Below are 17,771 nucleotides of genomic sequence, written 5' to 3'. Positions count from 1 at the left end.
GCCGTCCTGTGGGCAAACTGGGCACATGCTGGGGGTGAAGCATGAGTGCTGCCTGGCAGCCGCTCCCGGAGGATCTTCCCCCGGAAGTACGGCACTTCGTGGAACAGCTGCGGCTGCTCAAGGACCGCACCGGCCTGAGCCTGGTCGCCCTCGGCAAGGAGACCGCGTACAGCAAGTCCTCCTGGCAGCGCTACCTCAACGCACAGCAGCCCCCGCCCCGTCAGGCGGTCGCGGCGCTGTGCCGGGTGGCGGGGGAGGACTGCGAACAGTTCGGGGCGCGCTGGGAGCTGGCGGTCAGGGTGTGGCCGCGGGGCGCGGGTCCCGTCGTACGGAACGGAGAGGTCCCGGTCGTCCGGGCGAAGCTCGCGCCGCCCTGGAAGGTCATCGCCTGCTTCGCGCTCGTCCTCGTGGCGGAGCTGCTCGCCGGGCTGCTGTGGGTCCTGACGCGGTAGCCGCGTGCGCGCGAGGGGCGCACGGCGTCGGGGCCGCCACGGTGTGACGGCCCCTCGGGGGTGCGGGTGAAGCCGGGGATCAGCCGCGCCAGTTGTACGCCGCCTTCTTCCAGTGGCCGTCGATCTTCACGTAGTACGTGCCGTCGAGGCGCTTGAAGCCGACGTCGTGCTTGTAGCCGCTGTAGGTGACCCGGCCCGCGTAGCCCGGTCCGTCCAGATAGTCGTCGGCGACGCCGAACGTCTCCTTGCCGACGATTCCGTCGACGTCCTCCACGTCCTCGCGCTGCTGCCAGTACTTGGTGGCCGACTCGGTCTTGCGGCCGAAGCTGCCGTCGATGTCCCACTTCTTGAACGTGTGCCGGTTGCCGTTGCTGTCCTTCCACTTGGCGCCGTCCGCGTACAGGACGGTCTGCCAGAGCCGCGTGGCGTTGCTGTTGGCGTGGCTGTGCCGGGACAGGTCGCCCTCGTCGCCCCAGTCGTTGTACGCGGCACCCTTGCCGTCGATGACATGCGGACCGCTCGCCTGCGCGAGCGAAGCCGTGCCCCCGAGCGCGATGGCGGCCCCCGCCGTCACGGCGACCGCCGAGCCGAGCAGCCGCCGTGACCTGCCCTTGCTGATGCGCATCTGATCCCCCCTAGGTGGTGCGTTGACCCCTTCGATGCTCCCTTCCGGCGGCGCTTCACAAAAGGGTCAACAATCGCATTCGGGATGCTTTGGGACGTCCCGGGCCGCTACCTGGGGTTCCGCATCGTGGAGCGGGACGGCGGTGGGACACTGGACGCCGGACCACGGGGAGTGCGACGGTGCACGCCAGTGGCCCGAATGCTCCCGTGCGCCCCCGGTCGTGGAACTGACATCCTGACTTTTGGCATCCCTCTGGGTAGTCCATGACATGGGGTAGCGGGGGCTGCCCCGTGGGCAGTGCAGGGGGCACCACGCACGGGGGCAAGTCGGCACGTACGGGGGGAATAGGGGGAGTAATGCCTCGTTGGAAGGCGCTACCGGATGAGCTTGATCCGCAGGTCAAGGAGTTTGCCAGCCAGCTGCGCAGGCTCGTGGACCGCAGTGGTCTGAGCATCGCCGCGGTGTCGGACCGCACCGGGTACAGCAAGACGTCGTGGGAGCGCTATCTGAACGGGCGGCTGCTCGCGCCGAAGGGTGCGATCGTCGCGCTGGCCGAGGTCACGGGCACCAACCCCGTGCACCTCATCACCATGTGGGAGCTCGCGGAGCGCGCCTGGAGCCGCTCCGAGATGCGGCACGACATGACCATGCAGGCGATCCGCATCTCCCAGGCGCGCGCCGCGCTCGGGGAGCTCGGCCCGAACCCGCCCAAGGGCAAGAGCGGCAAGGGCGGCACGGGCACGGCGCGCAACGGCTCGGCGGGCGGCGGCGCGGGCGCCGGCACGGACGTCGATCCGGGCGGGCGCGGCGGCCGGGGCATGACCGGGGTCGCGGGGCCCGCGGGCGTCTCGCCGACGGTGTCTCCGCAGCCGTCGCCGCCGGGTGTCGTGGCCGGGGCGTACGGACCTTCGGCTTCGTACGGGGACGACGGGCCCGGCCCGGTCGCCGCGCCGGTGGGCCCGGGCCGCGGCGGGGACTCGCCCGACGGGCAGCGGCGGCGCAGGAAGCTGACGATGTTCCTCGCGGGCATAGTCGGCGCGCTCGTCGTCATCGCGGCGGCGGTCTTCCTCACGGACTTCGGCAAGGGCGACAAGGGCGACGAGGGCGCGAAGCCGCCGGCTTCGCCGACCACGAGCGACGCGGACCTGCCGGCGGGCGTCGAGTGCAGCGGCAAGAGCTGCACCGGCAAGGATCCCGAGACCATGGGCTGCGGCGGCGAGTTCGCGAAGACGACGACGCGGGCGACGGTCGGCAAGGCGGTGATCGAGGTCCGCTACAGCAAGACGTGCGGGGCGGCGTGGGCCCGCATCACGCAGGCTGCGGTCGGCGACAAGGTGACGATCGGCGCGGGCTCCGGCGCGAAGCAGAACGGCACGGTGAACGCGGATCTCGACGCGTACACGCCGATGGTGGCCGTGCAGGACTCCGCGGCCGCGGAGGCTTGCGCGACGCTGAAGTCGGGTCAGACGGGCTGCACGAAGTAGCTCGCGAATTTGGCAGGCATGGATGGTTGCCGCCCGGGAAGGCGCACCGTACCCCCACGGGAGTGGTCACACCCCCGGGCGGCCGCCACGCTCCCCCCTCCCGAGGTGGCGGCCGCCATCATGTGCGCGGGGCCACACGGGCCCGGCACACCGGTCCGCCCCCGGCGGTATAGCCTGAGCGGCGGATCTCTCTTGATGCCAAGAGATCGATCATCGAGAGGCGATCGACGAGGGCGTCGGCAGGGGATCCAGCACAAGGGGCAGGGACCCCCACCGCCAGCTGTCTTACGGAGATCGCCATGACCCGCACTCCCGTGAATGTCACCGTCACCGGCGCGGCCGGCCAGATCGGCTACGCGCTGCTCTTCCGCATCGCGTCCGGCCACCTGCTCGGCGCGGACGTGCCGGTCAACCTTCGCCTCCTGGAGATCACTCCGGCGCTGAAGGCCGCCGAGGGCACCGCCATGGAGCTCGACGACTGCGCCTTCCCGCTGCTGAACTCGATCGAGATCAGCGACGACCCGAACGTCGCCTTCGACGGCGCGAACGTCGCCCTCCTCGTCGGCGCCCGCCCCCGCACCAAGGGCATGGAGCGCGGCGACCTGCTCGAGGCCAACGGCGGCATCTTCAAGCCGCAGGGCAAGGCCATCAACGACAACGCCGCGGACGACATCAAGGTCCTCGTCGTCGGCAACCCGGCCAACACCAACGCGCTCATCGCGCAGGCCGCCGCCCCGGACGTACCGGCGGAGCGTTTCACCGCGATGACCCGCCTGGACCACAACCGCGCGCTCTCGCAGCTCGCGAAGAAGACCGGCACGTCGGTCGCCGACATCAAGCGTCTGACCATCTGGGGCAACCACTCGGCGACCCAGTACCCGGACATCTTCCACGCGGAGATCGCCGGCAAGAACGCCGCCGAGGTCGTGAACGACCAGGCCTGGCTCGCCGACGACTTCATCCCGACCGTCGCCAAGCGCGGCGCCGCGATCATCGAGGCCCGTGGCGCGTCCTCGGCGGCCTCGGCCGCCAACGCCGCCATCGACCACGTCCACACGTGGGTGAACGGCACGGCGGACGGCGACTGGACCTCCATGGGTATCCCGTCGGACGGTTCGTACGGCGTTCCGGAGGGCCTGATCTCCTCCTTCCCCGTCACCACCAAGGACGGCAAGTACGAGATCGTCCAGGGCCTGGAGATCAACGAGTTCTCGCGTGCGCGCATCGACGCGTCCGTGCAGGAGCTCTCCGAGGAGCGCGAGGCGGTCCGCGGCCTCGGCCTCATCTAGTACGTCCTGCTCGACCAGTACGTCCTGCTCGACGCCCCCGGCAGCCGGCTACCGGCCGCCGGGGGCGTCGTGCTTTTCCCGTACGCCGATGCCGAGGGCCACGAGAACGGCCGCCGCCACGACGGTGAGCCCCACGGTCCGCAGCGCCGCCGCCATGCCCGAGGCGAAGTCCCCGGCGCCGGCGAGCACCGTCCCCGTGACGGCCACACCGAGCGCGGCGCCGACCTCGCGGGTCGCGGTGCCGAGGCCGGAGCCGAGGCCCGACTGGTGCGGGGGCAGCGAGGAGACGACGCCGAGCGTGAGGGCGGGCATGCACAGTCCGGTGCCCGCCGAGATGACGAGCAGCCAGCAGGCGTACAGCGTGTAGGGCGTGCCCGCGTCCGCCGTGGACGCACCGAGCAGGCCGAGCCCGATCAGGAGCAGCCCGCCGCCCGCGACCGCGCGGGGCTTCCCGGACCAGCGGGCCGCGAGCCGGGGGATCAGGGCCATGCCGACGGTGAGCGGCACGATGGCCAGGCCCGCGCGGGCGGCGCCGTACCCCTTCACGTACTGCAGGTACTGGGAGTTGGCGTAGAAGAGCGAGAACAGGCCGAAGAAGCTCGCCGCCGTGCCCAGGGACGCGGCCCGCAGCCGGGCCGAGCGGAAGACCCGCGGGTCGAAGAGCGGGGAGCGGGCGCGCAGCGCGTGCGCGACGAAGAGGCCGACGAGCGCCGCGCCGACGCCGAACGCGGCGAGGACCCGCGCCGAGGTCCAGCCGTGCAGCGGGCTCTCGATGATGCCGAAGAGCACGGCGAGCAGACCGCCGGTCAGCAGCAGCGTGCCGAGCGGGTCGACGGCCGCGTCCGGTGAGGTCTGCGTACGCGGAGTCGTGCGCGCGACGGCGAGCGCGAGCAGCGCGGCGAGCGGCACCATCACCCAGAACAGCGCCCGCCACGACAGATACTGGCCGATCACGCCGCCGACCGCGTTGCCCGCGAATCCGCCGAGCCCGAGGGCGAGCGTCCAGGAGGCGAGCGCGCGGGGCCGCTGCTCCGGCGGGGCCGTGCGCATCAGGACCGACAGGGTCGCGGGCATGATCAGCGCGGCGCCCGCGCCGGATATCCCGCGCCCGGCGATCAGCGCGGCGGGCGCGGTGGCGAGCGCGCTGGTGGCGGCGCCCACGGCGAACAGGCCGAGCCCGCAGAGCAGCGCGCCCTTGCGGCCGTACCGGTCGCCGAACGCGCCGGCCGGGATGAGCAGCCCCGCGAAGACGATGACGTACGCGTCGACCGTCCACAGCAACTCGGTCGCCGAGGGGTGCACGGAGGACGAACTCAGCTGCGGGATGAGGAGGTTGATGGCGGCGACCATGCTCTGCGCGACGAGCACGCAGGCGCAGAGGGCGAGGAGGGACGACCGCTTGAGCTGCTCCTGGGACTGATCCTGGGGCTGATCCTGGGAGTGATCCGGGGACTGATTTCGGGCAGGCGAGAGCAAGGCTCCTCCTGGGGAGCGTGGTGGCGTGGGATGTGCTGTCACCGTAGGCTCGCCGACCACTTGATCTCTAGTGCAACCTTTGCAAGGGATAAATGCGCGTGACGCAATCACATGACGGGGAGCTGTCCGACCCCGGCCGCGGCCTCGACCTCAACCTCCTGCTCGCCCTGGACGTGCTGCTCGACGAGGAGAGCGTCTCCGGGGCCGCCCGCCGGCTGCATCTGTCCGAGCCCGCGATGAGCCGCACGCTCGGCCGGATCCGCAAGGCGCTCGGCGACCCCGTTCTCGTACGGGCGGGTCGGCGGATGGTGCCCACCCCGCACGCGCTCGCCGTACGGGCGGAGGTGAGCGCGGTGGTGGAGCGGGCCCGCGCCTTGTTCGCCGCCCCCGGCCAGGTCGATCTGCGCACCGTCTCCCGCACGCTCACCGTCGTCGGGCACGACGCCTTCGCCGCCGCGTACGGCCCCGCCCTCTTCGCGCGCGCCGCCGCCGAGGCCCCCGGCATCCGCATCCGCTTCCTCGGCGAGAGCCATGTGGACGCGCCCGTGCTGCGCGAGGGCATCGCCGATCTGGAGGTCGGGGTGATCGACACGGTCGCGCCCGAGGTACGGATCGAACGCCTCCACGACGACCGGATGCTGGGCGTGGTACGTCCCGAACACCCCCTGCTACAGGGTGAGTTGACCCCCGAACGGTTCGCCGCCGCCGATCACCTCACGGTCTCCCGCAGGGGCAGACTGCACGGCCCGCTGGACGCGGCGCTGGCCGAACTGGGCCTGGAGCGGCGGGTGGTGGGCGGCGTGAGCACGTTCCCCGCGTCCCTGTTCATCCTGCTCCGCACCGACCTGGTGGGCCTCTCGACCGGCTGGACCCGCCCCCTGACCGACACCCTGGGCCTGACCACCTTCACCATCCCGCTCCCCCTGCCACCCCTTCCCCTGGCCCTCGCCTGGCACCCACGCCACGACGCGGACCCGGCACATGAGTGGCTGCGGGGCTGCGTGCGGGATCTGCTGTTGTCAACGTACTCGCGGATGTAGTACTTCTTATACATGAGCGAGCAGGTGCACAACAGGTTGGCGATGGTGCGCGCGGAGCGGAAAGTGTCGCGTCAGAGCCTGGCCGAGGCAGTGGGGGTCCACTACCAGACCATCGGCTATATCGAGCGGGGGCAGTACAACCCGAGTCTCGACCTGGCGCTGAAGGTCGCGGAGTTCTTCGGGCTGCCCGTCGAGGCGCTCTTCTCGCTCCGGCCCTTCCGCCCGCTCACGGACGAGGTCTACGGGAGGAGTCAGGGATGATGACGGACCAGCCGACGCGGGGGATGACCGGGTACGACCGGCGGATGTTCGCGTTGATGAACCGGCGGGAGGCGGCCCCGCTGTACGCCACCGCCGCGCGCCGGCGCCTTGCGGTGGGTGTGCATGTCGCGCTGACCGCGGTGGGCGTCGCGACCTGGCTGCTCACCGTCGTAGGGGATCAGCGGTGGGCGATGTGGACCATGGTCGCGCTGATCCTGCCGTGGTGCTTCGCCACCGGTGTCATCAACGGTGCCACCCGTGGGCTGCTCGAACTCCGTGAGCGTGCCCTCGACGAGCGGCAGCGCGCCGAGAAGGTCCGTGTCGCCGCCCGTGCGCGGGGGATCACGCAGTGGCTGCTGTTCGCGGCCGCCGCCGGTGCGGGGCTGGTGGCGCTCCAGGGGTGGGATGCCGAGGGGCTGCTCTTCCCCGCGCTGTTCACCCTGTTCGTGCTGCACTGGCTGATGCCGCTGTGGGTGGCCGGACTCGCCGTGCAGGACGAGCCCGAGGAGTAGACGGGGGCCGGGTTCAGTAGCCGCCGCTGTCCGGGACCTGGCCCTGCAGCTGCGACACGTCCACCGACTCCTCGTCGGACGGGGTGTCCTTCGGCACCGGCTTGCCGTAGTCGGAGAGCTTCAGCTTCGAGTCGGTGCCGTCGCCCTTCTCCGTCGCCTGGACCAGATACGGGGTGCCCTCGGCGGCGACGTACAGCGTGGTCGTCTTGCCGTCGTCCCTGCCGGTGACCGGGATGACGTCGGTGCCGTCGACCTTGGTCCGCTCGCCCTTGGTGAGCTTCGTCCCCTCGTCGGACTCGTCCCGGACCTCCTTCTGGATCTGCTTCAGGTCGCAGACCCCGGCCATGTCCTTGAGCAGGGCGTCATCGGTCGTGCCGTACAGGTAGCGGTCACCGATGATGTCCGCCGCGGCCTCGCCCTGGCCGCCGGGGAGCTGGGCCTTCCAGAAGGCCGCGTCGGGCTTCATCCACACCTTCTCGCCCTGCTTGATCAGTTCGAGGCTGCCACCGTTGTCCGCCATGGTCAGCGAGCCGACGCAGTTGTCGTCCTGGTCGAGGGTGAGGTTCATCCTGACCGGGTCGTCCTCGTCGACGTCCGTGCCCTTCTGCTCCAGTTCGAGGTGGACGGACTCGGCGTCGAGCAGTTCCTTCTCCGCCCTGTCGGAGATCTCCTGCGCGCTCAGGTCGTCCGTGTCGGCGACCGCGACCGCCGGGGCGAACAGCACGGCCGCCGCCGTACAGGCCGCGGCTCCCCACACTTGCTTCCTGGAAATTCCGCGCATGACGCACCTCCAGTGACAAACCCCCTTCGAGCGTACTTTTCACCCCACAGGCCTGCACGCGCAGTGACACAGCGCACTTTCAGTGATGTCTTGCGCATGGTTTCTTCACCTCAGGGCAGGTGCACCCGGCTACCGCGAGTGACAGGCGGGGCATATGACAGGAACGGAAGGCAAACGGGACGTGTCGGCACAACAGACCATCCATGTGGGCGGAGAGTGGCGTAGCGCCGTCTCCGGCGCCACGCGCGAGATCCTCGACCCGGCGGATGCCAAGCCGTTCGCGGTGATCGCCGAAGGCGGCACCGAGGACACGGACGCGGCCATCGCCGCCGCCCGCGAGGCCTTCGACCACGGCACGTGGCCGGACACGCCCGTCGCCGAGCGTGCCGCGCTGCTGCGCCGCGTCGCCGACCTCCTCGTCCGCGACCGGGAGAAGATCGGACTCCTGGAGAGCCGCGACGCCGGTAAGACCGTCGAAGAGGGCCGCGTCGACGTCGACTGCGTCGCCGACGCCTTCCGCTACTTCGCCGACCTCGTCATCGGGGAAGGCGCGGGGCGCGTCGTCGACGCGGGCAGCGACGACATCCACAGCGTCGTCGTGCACGAGCCCATCGGCGTCTGCACGATGATCACGCCCTGGAACTACCCGCTGCTCCAGGCCAGTTGGAAGATCGCCCCGGCGCTCGCCGCGGGCAACACCTTCGTCATCAAGCCGAGCGAGATCACCCCGCTGACCACGGTGGCGCTCATCGAGCTGCTGATCGAGGCCGGTCTCCCGGCCGGTGTCGCCAACATCGTGACCGGCCCCGGTCACACCGTCGGCGCCCGCCTCTCCGACCACCCCGACGTCGACCTGGTCTCCTTCACCGGCGGCCTCGTCTCCGGCACCAAGGTCGCCCAGGCCGCGGCGCTCGGCGTGAAGAAGGTCGCCCTGGAACTCGGCGGCAAGAACCCGAACGTCGTCTTCGCCGACGCCTGCGCCACCGAAGAGGGCTTCGACACCGCCGTCGACCAGGCGCTCAACGCCGCCTTCATCCACAGCGGCCAGGTCTGCTCCGCCGGTGGACGCCTCATCATCGAGGAGTCCGTCCGCGAGCGCTTCGTCGCCGAACTCGCCCGCAGGGCAGGCAAGATCAGGCTCGGGCGCGGCACCGAGGACGGCGTCGAGTGCGGCCCGCTCGTCTCGCAGCAGCAGCGCGAGAAGACCGAGGCGTACGTCGCCTCCGCCCTTGAGGAGGGCGCGGTCCTGCGCTCCGGCGGCAAGCGCCCCGAGCCGACCGAGGCCCGCCCCGCGACCGGCTACTTCTACGAGCCGACGGTGCTCGACCAGTGCCACCGCGAGATGAAGGTCGTACGCGAAGAGGTCTTCGGCCCGGTCCTGACCGTCGAGACCTTCCGCACCGAGGACGAGGCCGTCGCGCTCGCCAACGACACCGAGTACGGCCTCGCGGGCGCCGTCTGGACCACCGACCAGGGCCTGGCCCGCCGGATGGCCCGCCGGATGCGGCACGGCACGATCTGGATCAACGACTTCCACCCCTACCTGCCGCAGGCGGAGTGGGGCGGCTTCGGCAAGAGCGGCGTCGGGCGGGAACTCGGACCGGCGGGCCTCGCCGAGTACCGCGAGGCCAAGCACATCTACCAGAACCTGGCCCCCGCGCCGGTCCGCTGGTTCGCGGGCTGAGCCCCCGCCTCGTACGACCTCTCATTACGCGCAGAACGTTGGAGTAACGGCATGTCCCAGACCGAGTACGACTACGTCATCGTCGGCGGCGGCACCGCAGGGTCGGTGATCGCGTCCCGGCTCACCGAGAACCCGGACGTCACCGTCGCCGTCATCGAGGGCGGGCCCAGCGACATCGGCCGTGAGGACGTCCTCACGCTGCGCAAGTGGCTCGGCCTGCTCGGCGGCGAGCTGGACTACGAGTACACGACGACCGAGCAGCCGCGGGGCAACTCGCACATCCTGCACAGCCGCGCCAAGGTGCTCGGCGGCTGCTCCTCGCACAACACCCTGATCTCCTTCAAGCCGCTGCCCTCCGACTGGGACGAGTGGGAGGAGGCCGGGGCCGCGGGCTGGAACGCCAAGGCCATGGACCCCTACTTCGGCAAGCTGCGCAACAACATCGTGCGCGTCGCCAAGAAGGACCAGAACCAGATCGCCACCGACTGGGTCGAGGCGACCAAGACGGCGCTCGGCGTGCCGGAGGTCGTCGGCTTCAACGACAAGCCCTTCGACGAGGGCGTCGGCTTCTTCGACCTCTCGTACCACCCGGAGAACAACAAGCGCTCCTCCGCGTCCGTCGCCTACCTCCACCCCCACATGGAGGCCGGTGACCGCCCCAACCTCCACCTCTTCCTGGAGACTTGGGCCACCAAGCTGGAGCTGGACGGCAAGACCGCGCGCGGCGTCCACATCCGCGCCAAGGACGGCCGGGAGTCGCTCCTCACCGCCCGCAACGAGGTGCTGGTCTGCGCCGGTGCCGTCGACACGCCCCGACTGCTCATGCACTCGGGCATCGGTCCGGCCAAGGACCTCGAAGCCCTCGGTATCCCGGTCGTGCACGACCTGCCGGGCGTCGGCGAGAACCTCATCGACCACCCCGAGTCGGTCATCGTCTGGGAGACCAACGGACCGATCCCCGGCAACTCCGCCATGGACTCGGACGCCGGTCTGTTCGTGAAGCGGGACCCGGAGCACAAGGGCCCCGACCTGATGTTCCACTTCTACCAGATCCCGTTCACGGACAACCCGGAGCGGCTCGGCTACGAACGCCCCGAGCACGGCGTCTCGATGACCCCGAACATCCCCAAGTCCCGCTCCCGCGGCCGCCTTTACCTCACCTCGGCCGACCCCGAGGTCAAGCCCGCGCTCGACTTCAAGTACTTCGAGTACGACGAGAACGGGGTCGACTACGACGGGCAGACGCTCGTCGACGGCATCAAGCTGGCCCGCAAGGTCGCGCAGGCCGAGCCGTTCGCCAAGTGGCTCAAGCGGGAGGTCTTCCCCGGCCCCGAGGTCGTGGACGACGCAGAGATCAGCGAACTGGTGCGCAAGGCGGCGCACACCGTGTACCACCCTGCGGGCACCTGCCGCATGGGCGCCGCCACCGATGAACTTGCCGTGGTCGACCCGGAGTTGAAGATCCGGGGCCTGGCCAACATCCGTATCGCGGACGCATCCGTCTTCCCGACGATGCCCGCCGTGAACCCGATGATCGGAGTACTCATGGTCGGGGAGAAATGTGCCGAGATCCTTGGCGGTGACGCCCGATGAGCGAGGCCACCGTGAAGACGACCACGGACACCGACAAGACCGACAAGGCAGTGGGCGAGAACGGGCACGGGGACGGACCCGTCTTCGCCGTCAAGAACCTGTGGAAGGTCTTCGGCCCCAAGGCCGAACGGATACCCGGCGACACCTCGCTGCACGGGCTCAGCCCCGCCGAACTGCGCGAGCAGACCGGCTGCACCGCCGCCGTGCGCGACGTTTCCTTCGAGGTCAAGAAGGGTGAGGTCTTCGTCGTCATGGGCCTGTCGGGCTCCGGCAAGTCCACCCTCGTACGCTGCCTGACCCGGCTGATCGAACCGACGTCGGGGTCCCTCTCCATCGACGGCGAGGACGTCCTCGCCATGGACAAGGCCCGGCTGCGTGAACTGCGGCGCCACCGCGCCGCGATGGTCTTCCAGCACTTCGGCCTCCTTCCGCACCGCACCGTCCTCGACAACGTCGCGTACGGCCTGGAGATCCAGGGAGTCGGCAAGGCCGAACGCCGCGCCAAGGCCCTCGAAGTCGTCAAGAAGGTCGGCCTTGAAGGCCTCGAACGGCGCAAGCCGGGCCAGCTCTCCGGCGGTCAGCAGCAGCGCGTCGGCCTCGCCCGCGCCCTCGCCGTCGACCCCGAAGTCCTGCTCTTCGACGAGCCGTTCAGCGCCCTCGACCCGCTGATCCGCCGCGACATGCAGGAGGAAGTCGTCCGCCTGCACCGCGAAGAGGGCCGCACGATGGTCTTCATCACCCATGACCTCAGCGAGGCCCTCAAGCTCGGCGACCGCATCGCCCTGATGCGTGACGGCCGCGTCGTCCAGGTCGGCACCCCCGAAGAGATCGTCGGCTCCCCGGCCGACGACTACGTACGCGACTTCGTACGCGACGTCGTCCGCGCCGACGTGCTGAGCGTGCGCAGCGCCATGCGTCCCGCCGACGCCGACGAGGAGACCCGCGGCGCCGCCATCGCGCCCGACGCGAAGGTCTCCGAGGCCATCGAGGCCGTCGCCCGCTCCGGCTTCCCGGTCCGTGTGATGGACGGCAAGCGGTGCCTGGGCGTGGTGGACCACGCGGGGCTGCTCGCCGTGGTCGCGGGAACCACGCCCGACGTCGCGGGAACCACGCCCGACGTCGCCGGAACCACCCCCGACGCCGACGGAACCACCCCCGACAAGGCCGAGGTGGTCGCCTGATGGCCACCGCCACCGCATCGACCCCCGTACGAGATACCGGAATCGGCGCGCTGCTGCGTCACCGCGCCGTCGGCAAGCTCCTGCTGCTCGCCGTCGCCGCGGCGATCCTCGTGCCGATCGCCAACGCCAAATGGGCCTCCGGCGCCTGGCCGGACGCGCTCACCGTCGACCTGGCCGCACCGCTGGGCGACGTCTACACGTGGATCGTCGACCACCGCGACAGCCACCCGCTGTTCATCTACTTCTTCGGGCACATCTCCAACGGCATCGTCGCCGCCGTGCGCGCCGTCTACCTGGTGCTCCTCGCGGGCGGCTGGGCCGGTGTCGTCGCCGGCGCCGCCCTGGTCGCCTGGCGGGTCGCCGGGGTGCGGCTCGCCGCGCTGACGGCCGCCTCGTTCGCCCTGTGCGGACTGCTCGGCATGTGGGTGCCGACGATGCAGACCCTCGCCCTGATGGTCGTGGCCGTGGCCGCCTCCGTCGTCGTCGGCATGCTGCTCGGCCTCGCCGCCGGACTGAGCGACCGGCTCTTCCGCGTGCTGCGGCCGGTCCTGGACACCATGCAGGTGCTCCCGGCCTTCTCGTACCTGCTGCCCGTCGCCATGGTCTTCGGCATCGGCGTCCCCGCCGCGCTCATCGCGACCGTCATCTACGCGGCACCGCCGATGGCCCGGCTCACCGCGCTCGGCCTGCGCGGCGCCGACAGCGGCGTGATGGAGGCCGTGACCTCGCTCGGCACCACCGCCCGCCAGCGCCTGTTCTCGGCCCGGCTGCCGCTGGCCCGCAAGGAACTGCTGCTCGGCCTCAACCAGACGATCATGATGGCCCTCTCGATGGCCGTCATCGCGTCGGTGATCGGCGGCGCGGGTCTCGGTGACCGCGTCTACCAGGCCCTCGGTTCCGTCGACGTCGGCGCCGCCCTGGCCGGCGGTCTCCCCATCGTGCTGCTCGCCGTGGTCCTCGACCGCGTCACCGGCGCGGCGGGGGAGCGGCTGAGCGCACAGACCGACGACAGCTCGGCGCTGCGCGGCTGGCGCGGCTGGTCCCTCGCCGCCGTCGCGACGGTGGCCGTCGCCCTCGCAGCCCGCTTCGCGGACCGCGTGGACTGGCCGACCGACTGGGTCGTCAACATCGCCCCGCCGGTCAACACCGCCAAGGACTGGATGGTCGACCACCTCTACACCGGCATCCCCGTCGTCGGCGGCACCGCCGACTGGGCCGCGCACTTCACCACCGGCGTCCTCGACCCGGTCCGCGACGGACTCCAGTGGATGCCCTGGTGGTCCCTGCTGCTCGTCGTCGCCACCCTCGCCTGGCTGATCGGCACCTGGAAGACGGCGCTCACCGCCGTCCTCGCCATGGGCGGGATCGGTGTGCTCGGCGTGTGGGACAAGTCCCTCGACACGCTGTCGCAGGTCATCGCCGCGGTCGCCGTCACCATGGTCATCGGCTTCGCGATCGGCGTCGCGGCGGCCCGCAGCTCGCGCATCGAGCGGCTGCTCCGCCCGGTCCTCGACGTCCTGCAGACGATGCCGCAGTTCGTCTACCTCATCCCGGTCGTCGGCCTCTTCGCCATCGGCCGCGCCCCCGCCGCCGCGGCGGCCATCGCGTACGCGGTGCCCGCCGTCATCCGCATCACCACGCAGGGCCTGCGCGAGGTCGACCCGGCGGCGATGGAGTCCGCCAAGTCCCTCGGCGCCACGAGCTGGCAGCAACTGCGCCAGGTGCAGCTGCCGTTGGCCCGTCCGACGCTGCTGCTCGCCGTCAACCAGGCGGTCGTCCTCGTCCTCGCCGTCGTCGTCATCGGAGGCATGGTCGGCGGTGGCTCGCTCGGCTACGACGTGCTGTTCGGCATCGCCCAGAACGACCTCGGGGTGGGCATGGTCGGCGGCCTCGCCGTCGTCTGCCTCGGCCTGATGCTCGACAGGGTCACACAGCCCACGGCACGCAGAGACCGCGGCGCGAAGAAGGGAGCCTGACATGCGGACGCGTACACGAGTGGTGAGCGCCCTCACCGCGGGCGGCGCCCTCATCGCCCTCTCCGGGTGCGGTGCCGCCGACATGACCAAGCAGGCGTCCCCGTACGCCAACGCGGGCGGCGCCAAGACCGTGACGCTCTCCGTCCAGTCCTGGGTCGGCGCCCAGGCGGACGTGGCCGTCGCCGAGTATCTGCTCACCCATGAGCTGGGCTACCGGGTCGACAAGGTCCAGATCGACGAGGTCCCGGCCTGGGACGCGCTCAGCCAGGGCCGAGTCGACGCGATCATGGAGGACTGGGGCCACCCGGACCAGGAGAAGCTCTACATCGACGACAAGAAGACGGTCGCGCGCGGCGGCGACGTCGGCGTGACCGGCCACATCGGCTGGTACGTCCCGACGTACTTCGCGAAGAAGCACCCGGACGTCACGAACTGGAAGAACCTCAACAAGTACGCCGACCAGTTCCGCACGTCCGAGAGCGGCGACAAGGGCCAGCTGATGGACGGCTCCCCGTCGTTCCTCACCAACGACAAGGCCCTCGTGAAGAACCTCGGCCTGGACTACCAGGTCGTCTTCGCGGGCTCCGAGGCGGCGCAGATCACCCAGATCAAGCAGTTCGCCAAGCAGCAGAAGCCGTTCCTGACGTACTGGTACAAGCCGCAGTGGATGTTCGAGAAGGTGCCGATGACGGAGGTGAAGCTGCCCGCGTACAAGGAGGGCTGCGACGCCGATCCGGAGAAGATCAAGTGCGAGTACCCGCACACGCCGCTGCAGAAGTATTTCAACGCGGACTTCGCCAAGAACGGCGGCAAGGCGGCGAAGTTCCTGAAGAACTTCAAGTGGTCCGAGGAGGACCAGAACGAGGTCTCTCTCAACATCGCGGACAAGAAGATGTCGCCGCAGGATGCCGCGGAGAAGTGGGTGGAAGGGCATCGGTCGACTTGGAAGTCGTGGATTCCCAAGTAGGCAGTAGCCCAGTAGCCCAGTAGGGCAGGTAGGCGGTCAGGCGAAGTCCGTCGAGGACGATGGTCGCGGTGTTGTCCGTGAACACCGCGACCATGGGGCCTGATCATGCTGAGCGCAGGGCCAAATCGTGTTGACCGCCTTCGGCAGGCAGTGCTGGAGTCGGCGCGTGGACAGCATCCCCGCCAACCGGCGGCTCTGGAACCGGATCAGCGGCGCCTACCAGCACGAGCACGACCCGCGGATCGGCGCCGCACCCCGGCTGTGGGGCATGTACTCCATCCCCGACGCGCACCTGCACGCCCTGGGTGACGTCACCGGCAAGCGCGTCCTCGAACTCGGCTGCGGCGCCGGCCAGTGGTCCAGGGCGCTCGCCGCCGAGGGCGCCACCGTGGTCGGGCTCGACCTGTCCGAGGCCCAACTCGCCGCGGCCGCCGACGCGATGGGAGGGGCCCGCCACCCGCTGGTGCAGGGCGCCGCCGAACACCTCCCGTTCGCCGACGGCAGTTTCGACCTGGTGTTCTGCGATTTCGGCGGGCTCAGCTGGGCGCCCCCGCAGCTGGCCGTCCCGCAGGCCGCACGCGTCCTGCGCCCAGGCGGGCGCCTGGTGTTCAACGTCGCCAGCCCCTGGTTCGAGGCCTGCTACGACGAAGCCGCCGCCCGCGTGACCACGACGCTGCGGCAGGACTACTTCGGGCTGCACACCATCGCCGAAGGCGACGGCGCGACCAGCTATCAGCTCACCTACGGCGACTGGGTCAGGGTCCTGCGCGGCGCGGGTCTCGTCATCGACGACCTCATCGAGCCCCGGCCCGAACCCGGAACACCCAACGGCTACAACGAAACCGACCCACCCGACTGGGCACACCGCTGGCCGGCGGAACTGCTCTGGGTGACCCACAAACCGTGAATTCCGCCGCGCCGCGTCAGGCCGCGGGCGTTACTTGAGCGTGTGGCACGCCTTCTTCGCGACGCCCTTCCACTGCACGCACACCAGCGTGCCCTTGCGGAACTTCGGGCCCGCCTTGGCCCCCGGCTTGCCCCATTCGACCTCGGCGGCGCCGTGGATCGAGTGGGCCCTGCGCCAGTCCTTGCCGATGTGCGTCTTGCCGCCCGGCTGCTTGTACAGCCAGCGGGCCTTGCCCGCCTTGTACGGGGACCTGGCCGTCTGGACGTAGTTCAGGCCGCGGACCTTGGACCCCTTCTTGTTCCAGTAGAAGAAGGAGACCGAGTACGCGCAGGTCCGGCCGCTCTGTTTGACGCAGCGGACCTCCTGGTGCTTGCTGACCTTGGCCGCCGCCGCGGCGGGTTGGGTCCCGCTCTGGGCGCTCGCCGGTGCCGCCGTCGTGACGGCGAGCGCGGCGGTGGTGCCGATGAGGAGCGCTTTCCCCGTTTGCTTCAACACGTGCCGATTACCTCCGGGAATTGCCGGTACGGTCCCTCAATTCCCGCAGAGCCTAGGGCAACTGACCGCCCGTCGATATTGCACGAAAGGGCAGTGCGGGAGGGAAGTGCTCGGGAGCCGTATGGCGTCCGGCGTACTGCACTTTCGGACAATAGCGGGGCCCGAACGGCCGTATCTACGGTGGGAGTTGTTTCTTCCGGACCCGTTATCAGGAGACGCTCCATGCGACTTACCAGCCGTGCGGGCCTTTCGGTCTGCGCGTTCGCGGCCGGTGCCGCGGTCCTCACGCCCGTGGCGGTGAGCTCACCGGCCGCGGCCGCCCCTTCCACGAAAAGCGCCCCCGCTGGTGACGGTGTGGAGGCCAAGGGCGAGGGATTCCACTCCAAGAAGGGCTCCAAGCGCTGCGCCCGGAAGGGCCAGACCGCGCACATCATGGTCACGGCCCTCGGCGAGGCCCGGATCAGCTGGAAGGCTCCGGGCGGCAAACTGCACAGCCGGCTCTACAGCTTCACGCTCGACGGCCTGGAGAGTCACCCCATTCCCACGTGGCGCAAGGGCGTGAAGTGGAAGGTGACCAGCACGTACGGGGCCACCAAGGACAACGTCACCAAGGCGTACGCGTACTGCAGCAAGGACGGCCGCGCCACGAAGACGTGGAAGACGAAGATCACCGCGAAGCGGTCCGGCACCAAGAGCTGCGCCGTCGGCCGGCAGGTCATGATCAACAGCTTCTCGTCGGGGCACGTCCGGCACAAGTTCAAGTACCCGAAGAAGGGCTCGAAGCTGTACGTGCACGACCTCTCCCGGCAGGGATACCTGCTCAGCCGGCACTACACGCCGACCGGTCTGCGCAAGGTGAAGTGGGTCGTCAACGCGCATGAGGGGCCGTACCAGAACGGCGGCAAGATCAGGAAGGTCAAGCTCAGCTGCGTGAAGGCCTGAGGACGTACTGAGGACGTACTGAGGACGTACTGAAGACGTACTGAGGGCGTGTTGAGGGCGTACTGAGGACGTGACGTACCGAGGACGTGACGTACTGAGGATGTGC

17 protein-coding genes are annotated in these 17,771 nt (G+C 70.1%); 13 read left to right on the top strand and 4 right to left on the bottom strand.

Annotated features, from left to right (window positions below):
• Positions 1–41: 41 nt before the first annotated feature.
• A complete protein-coding gene (locus ACIBKX_RS12225) occupies positions 42–452 on the top strand; it encodes a helix-turn-helix transcriptional regulator (RefSeq protein WP_363273035.1) in 411 nt (136 codons plus the stop codon).
• A 79-nt stretch (positions 453–531) separates the two neighbouring features.
• On the opposite strand, the gene ACIBKX_RS12220 is transcribed toward ACIBKX_RS12225, so the two are convergent.
• The gene (locus ACIBKX_RS12220) at positions 532–1,077 is read right to left on the bottom strand and encodes a peptidoglycan-binding domain-containing protein (RefSeq protein ID WP_363273036.1); all 546 of its coding nucleotides are present in this window, start codon (positions 1,075–1,077) and stop codon (positions 532–534) included.
• Positions 1,078–1,433: 356 nt separating this feature from the next.
• On the opposite strand from ACIBKX_RS12220, the gene ACIBKX_RS12215 reads away from it, so the two are divergent.
• Complete coding sequence (locus ACIBKX_RS12215; RefSeq protein WP_363273037.1) at positions 1,434–2,561, top strand: XRE family transcriptional regulator; 1,128 nt, start codon at positions 1,434–1,436, stop codon at positions 2,559–2,561.
• A gap of 299 nt (positions 2,562–2,860) precedes the next feature.
• Positions 2,861–3,850, top strand: a complete 990-nt coding sequence (locus ACIBKX_RS12210; RefSeq protein ID WP_363273038.1) for a malate dehydrogenase — start codon at positions 2,861–2,863, stop codon at positions 3,848–3,850.
• A gap of 48 nt (positions 3,851–3,898) precedes the next feature.
• Here ACIBKX_RS12210 and ACIBKX_RS12205 read toward each other — a convergent pair whose 3' ends face one another.
• Complete coding sequence (locus ACIBKX_RS12205) at positions 3,899–5,218, bottom strand: MFS transporter (RefSeq protein ID WP_363273052.1); 1,320 nt, start codon at positions 5,216–5,218, stop codon at positions 3,899–3,901.
• Between the two features lie 200 nt (positions 5,219–5,418).
• Between ACIBKX_RS12205 and ACIBKX_RS12200 the strand changes: the two genes are divergently transcribed.
• From ACIBKX_RS12200 to ACIBKX_RS12190, 3 genes are read left to right on the top strand one after another with little or no spacing between them, the layout of a single operon-like run.
• On the top strand, positions 5,419–6,366 hold the full coding sequence (locus ACIBKX_RS12200; protein WP_363273039.1) for a LysR family transcriptional regulator: 948 nt from the start codon (positions 5,419–5,421) through the stop codon (positions 6,364–6,366).
• A 12-nt stretch (positions 6,367–6,378) separates the two neighbouring features.
• Positions 6,379–6,627 carry a helix-turn-helix transcriptional regulator gene (locus tag ACIBKX_RS12195; RefSeq protein WP_363273040.1) on the top strand — a complete coding sequence of 83 codons (249 nt, stop codon included), beginning with the start codon at positions 6,379–6,381 and terminating at the stop codon, positions 6,625–6,627.
• Positions 6,624–7,139 carry a hypothetical protein gene (locus ACIBKX_RS12190; protein WP_363273041.1) on the top strand — a complete coding sequence of 172 codons (516 nt, stop codon included), beginning with the start codon at positions 6,624–6,626 and terminating at the stop codon, positions 7,137–7,139. Before ACIBKX_RS12195 ends, ACIBKX_RS12190 begins: the two co-directional genes overlap by 4 nt.
• Before the next feature lie 13 nt (positions 7,140–7,152).
• Here the strand turns inward: ACIBKX_RS12190 and ACIBKX_RS12185 are convergent, their stop codons facing one another.
• Positions 7,153–7,920: a hypothetical protein gene (locus ACIBKX_RS12185; protein ID WP_363273042.1), complete on the bottom strand. Its 768-nt coding sequence runs from the start codon at positions 7,918–7,920 to the stop codon at positions 7,153–7,155.
• Between the two features lie 154 nt (positions 7,921–8,074).
• Here ACIBKX_RS12185 and ACIBKX_RS12180 point away from each other — a divergent pair, with 154 nt between their 5' ends.
• The 6 genes from ACIBKX_RS12180 to ACIBKX_RS12155 all read left to right on the top strand — a co-directional run bounded on the left by ACIBKX_RS12180 (position 8,075) and on the right by ACIBKX_RS12155 (position 16,228).
• Complete coding sequence (locus ACIBKX_RS12180; protein ID WP_363273043.1) at positions 8,075–9,604, top strand: aldehyde dehydrogenase family protein; 1,530 nt, start codon at positions 8,075–8,077, stop codon at positions 9,602–9,604.
• A 51-nt stretch (positions 9,605–9,655) separates the two neighbouring features.
• Positions 9,656–11,197 (top strand): GMC oxidoreductase, encoded by a 1,542-nt coding sequence (locus ACIBKX_RS12175; RefSeq protein ID WP_363273045.1) that lies wholly within the window; start codon positions 9,656–9,658, stop codon positions 11,195–11,197.
• The gene (locus ACIBKX_RS12170; protein ID WP_363273046.1) at positions 11,194–12,378 is read left to right on the top strand and encodes a glycine betaine/L-proline ABC transporter ATP-binding protein; all 1,185 of its coding nucleotides are present in this window, start codon (positions 11,194–11,196) and stop codon (positions 12,376–12,378) included. The genes ACIBKX_RS12175 and ACIBKX_RS12170 overlap by 4 nt, the downstream gene beginning before the upstream one ends.
• The gene (locus tag ACIBKX_RS12165) at positions 12,378–14,354 is read left to right on the top strand and encodes an ABC transporter permease subunit (RefSeq protein WP_363273047.1); all 1,977 of its coding nucleotides are present in this window, start codon (positions 12,378–12,380) and stop codon (positions 14,352–14,354) included. Before ACIBKX_RS12170 ends, ACIBKX_RS12165 begins: the two co-directional genes overlap by 1 nt.
• Before the next feature lies 1 nt (position 14,355).
• The gene (locus ACIBKX_RS12160; RefSeq protein ID WP_363273049.1) at positions 14,356–15,321 is read left to right on the top strand and encodes a glycine betaine ABC transporter substrate-binding protein; all 966 of its coding nucleotides are present in this window, start codon (positions 14,356–14,358) and stop codon (positions 15,319–15,321) included.
• Between the two features lie 166 nt (positions 15,322–15,487).
• Complete coding sequence (locus tag ACIBKX_RS12155; protein ID WP_399375742.1) at positions 15,488–16,228, top strand: class I SAM-dependent methyltransferase; 741 nt, start codon at positions 15,488–15,490, stop codon at positions 16,226–16,228.
• 30 nt (positions 16,229–16,258) lie between these two features.
• Here the strand turns inward: ACIBKX_RS12155 and ACIBKX_RS12150 are convergent, their stop codons facing one another.
• Positions 16,259–16,723 (bottom strand): hypothetical protein, encoded by a 465-nt coding sequence (locus ACIBKX_RS12150; RefSeq protein ID WP_363276497.1) that lies wholly within the window; start codon positions 16,721–16,723, stop codon positions 16,259–16,261.
• 222 nt (positions 16,724–16,945) lie between these two features.
• Between ACIBKX_RS12150 and ACIBKX_RS12145 the strand changes: the two genes are divergently transcribed.
• Positions 16,946–17,665: a hypothetical protein gene (locus ACIBKX_RS12145; protein ID WP_363276498.1), complete on the top strand. Its 720-nt coding sequence runs from the start codon at positions 16,946–16,948 to the stop codon at positions 17,663–17,665.
• Positions 17,666–17,771 lie beyond the last annotated feature (106 nt).

Origin of the sequence: Streptomyces sp. NPDC050658 (genome assembly GCF_044457025.1) — a bacterium.
Taxonomy (GTDB): Bacteria; Actinomycetota; Actinomycetes; order Streptomycetales; family Streptomycetaceae; genus Streptomyces.
This window is presented reverse-complemented; position numbering and strand designations above follow the sequence as displayed.

What these genes read in the sequence shown, in the direction of transcription:
- ACIBKX_RS12225 (WP_363273035.1), top strand. Translation starts at nt 42, where the DNA reads ATGAGTGCTGCCTGGCAGCCGCTCCCGGAGGATCTTCCCCCGGAAGTA.
- ACIBKX_RS12220 (WP_363273036.1), bottom strand. Translation starts at nt 1,077, where the DNA reads ATGCGCATCAGCAAGGGCAGGTCACGGCGGCTGCTCGGCTCGGCGGTC.
- ACIBKX_RS12215 (WP_363273037.1), top strand. Translation starts at nt 1,434, where the DNA reads ATGCCTCGTTGGAAGGCGCTACCGGATGAGCTTGATCCGCAGGTCAAG.
- ACIBKX_RS12210 (WP_363273038.1), top strand. Translation starts at nt 2,861, where the DNA reads ATGACCCGCACTCCCGTGAATGTCACCGTCACCGGCGCGGCCGGCCAG.
- ACIBKX_RS12200 (WP_363273039.1), top strand. Translation starts at nt 5,419, where the DNA reads ATGCGCGTGACGCAATCACATGACGGGGAGCTGTCCGACCCCGGCCGC.
- ACIBKX_RS12195 (WP_363273040.1), top strand. Translation starts at nt 6,379, where the DNA reads ATGAGCGAGCAGGTGCACAACAGGTTGGCGATGGTGCGCGCGGAGCGG.
- ACIBKX_RS12190 (WP_363273041.1), top strand. Translation starts at nt 6,624, where the DNA reads ATGATGACGGACCAGCCGACGCGGGGGATGACCGGGTACGACCGGCGG.
- ACIBKX_RS12185 (WP_363273042.1), bottom strand. Translation starts at nt 7,920, where the DNA reads ATGCGCGGAATTTCCAGGAAGCAAGTGTGGGGAGCCGCGGCCTGTACG.
- ACIBKX_RS12180 (WP_363273043.1), top strand. Translation starts at nt 8,075, where the DNA reads ATGACAGGAACGGAAGGCAAACGGGACGTGTCGGCACAACAGACCATC.
- ACIBKX_RS12175 (WP_363273045.1), top strand. Translation starts at nt 9,656, where the DNA reads ATGTCCCAGACCGAGTACGACTACGTCATCGTCGGCGGCGGCACCGCA.
- ACIBKX_RS12170 (WP_363273046.1), top strand. Translation starts at nt 11,194, where the DNA reads ATGAGCGAGGCCACCGTGAAGACGACCACGGACACCGACAAGACCGAC.
- ACIBKX_RS12165 (WP_363273047.1), top strand. Translation starts at nt 12,378, where the DNA reads ATGGCCACCGCCACCGCATCGACCCCCGTACGAGATACCGGAATCGGC.
- ACIBKX_RS12160 (WP_363273049.1), top strand. Translation starts at nt 14,356, where the DNA reads ATGCGGACGCGTACACGAGTGGTGAGCGCCCTCACCGCGGGCGGCGCC.
- ACIBKX_RS12145 (WP_363276498.1), top strand. Translation starts at nt 16,946, where the DNA reads ATGCGACTTACCAGCCGTGCGGGCCTTTCGGTCTGCGCGTTCGCGGCC.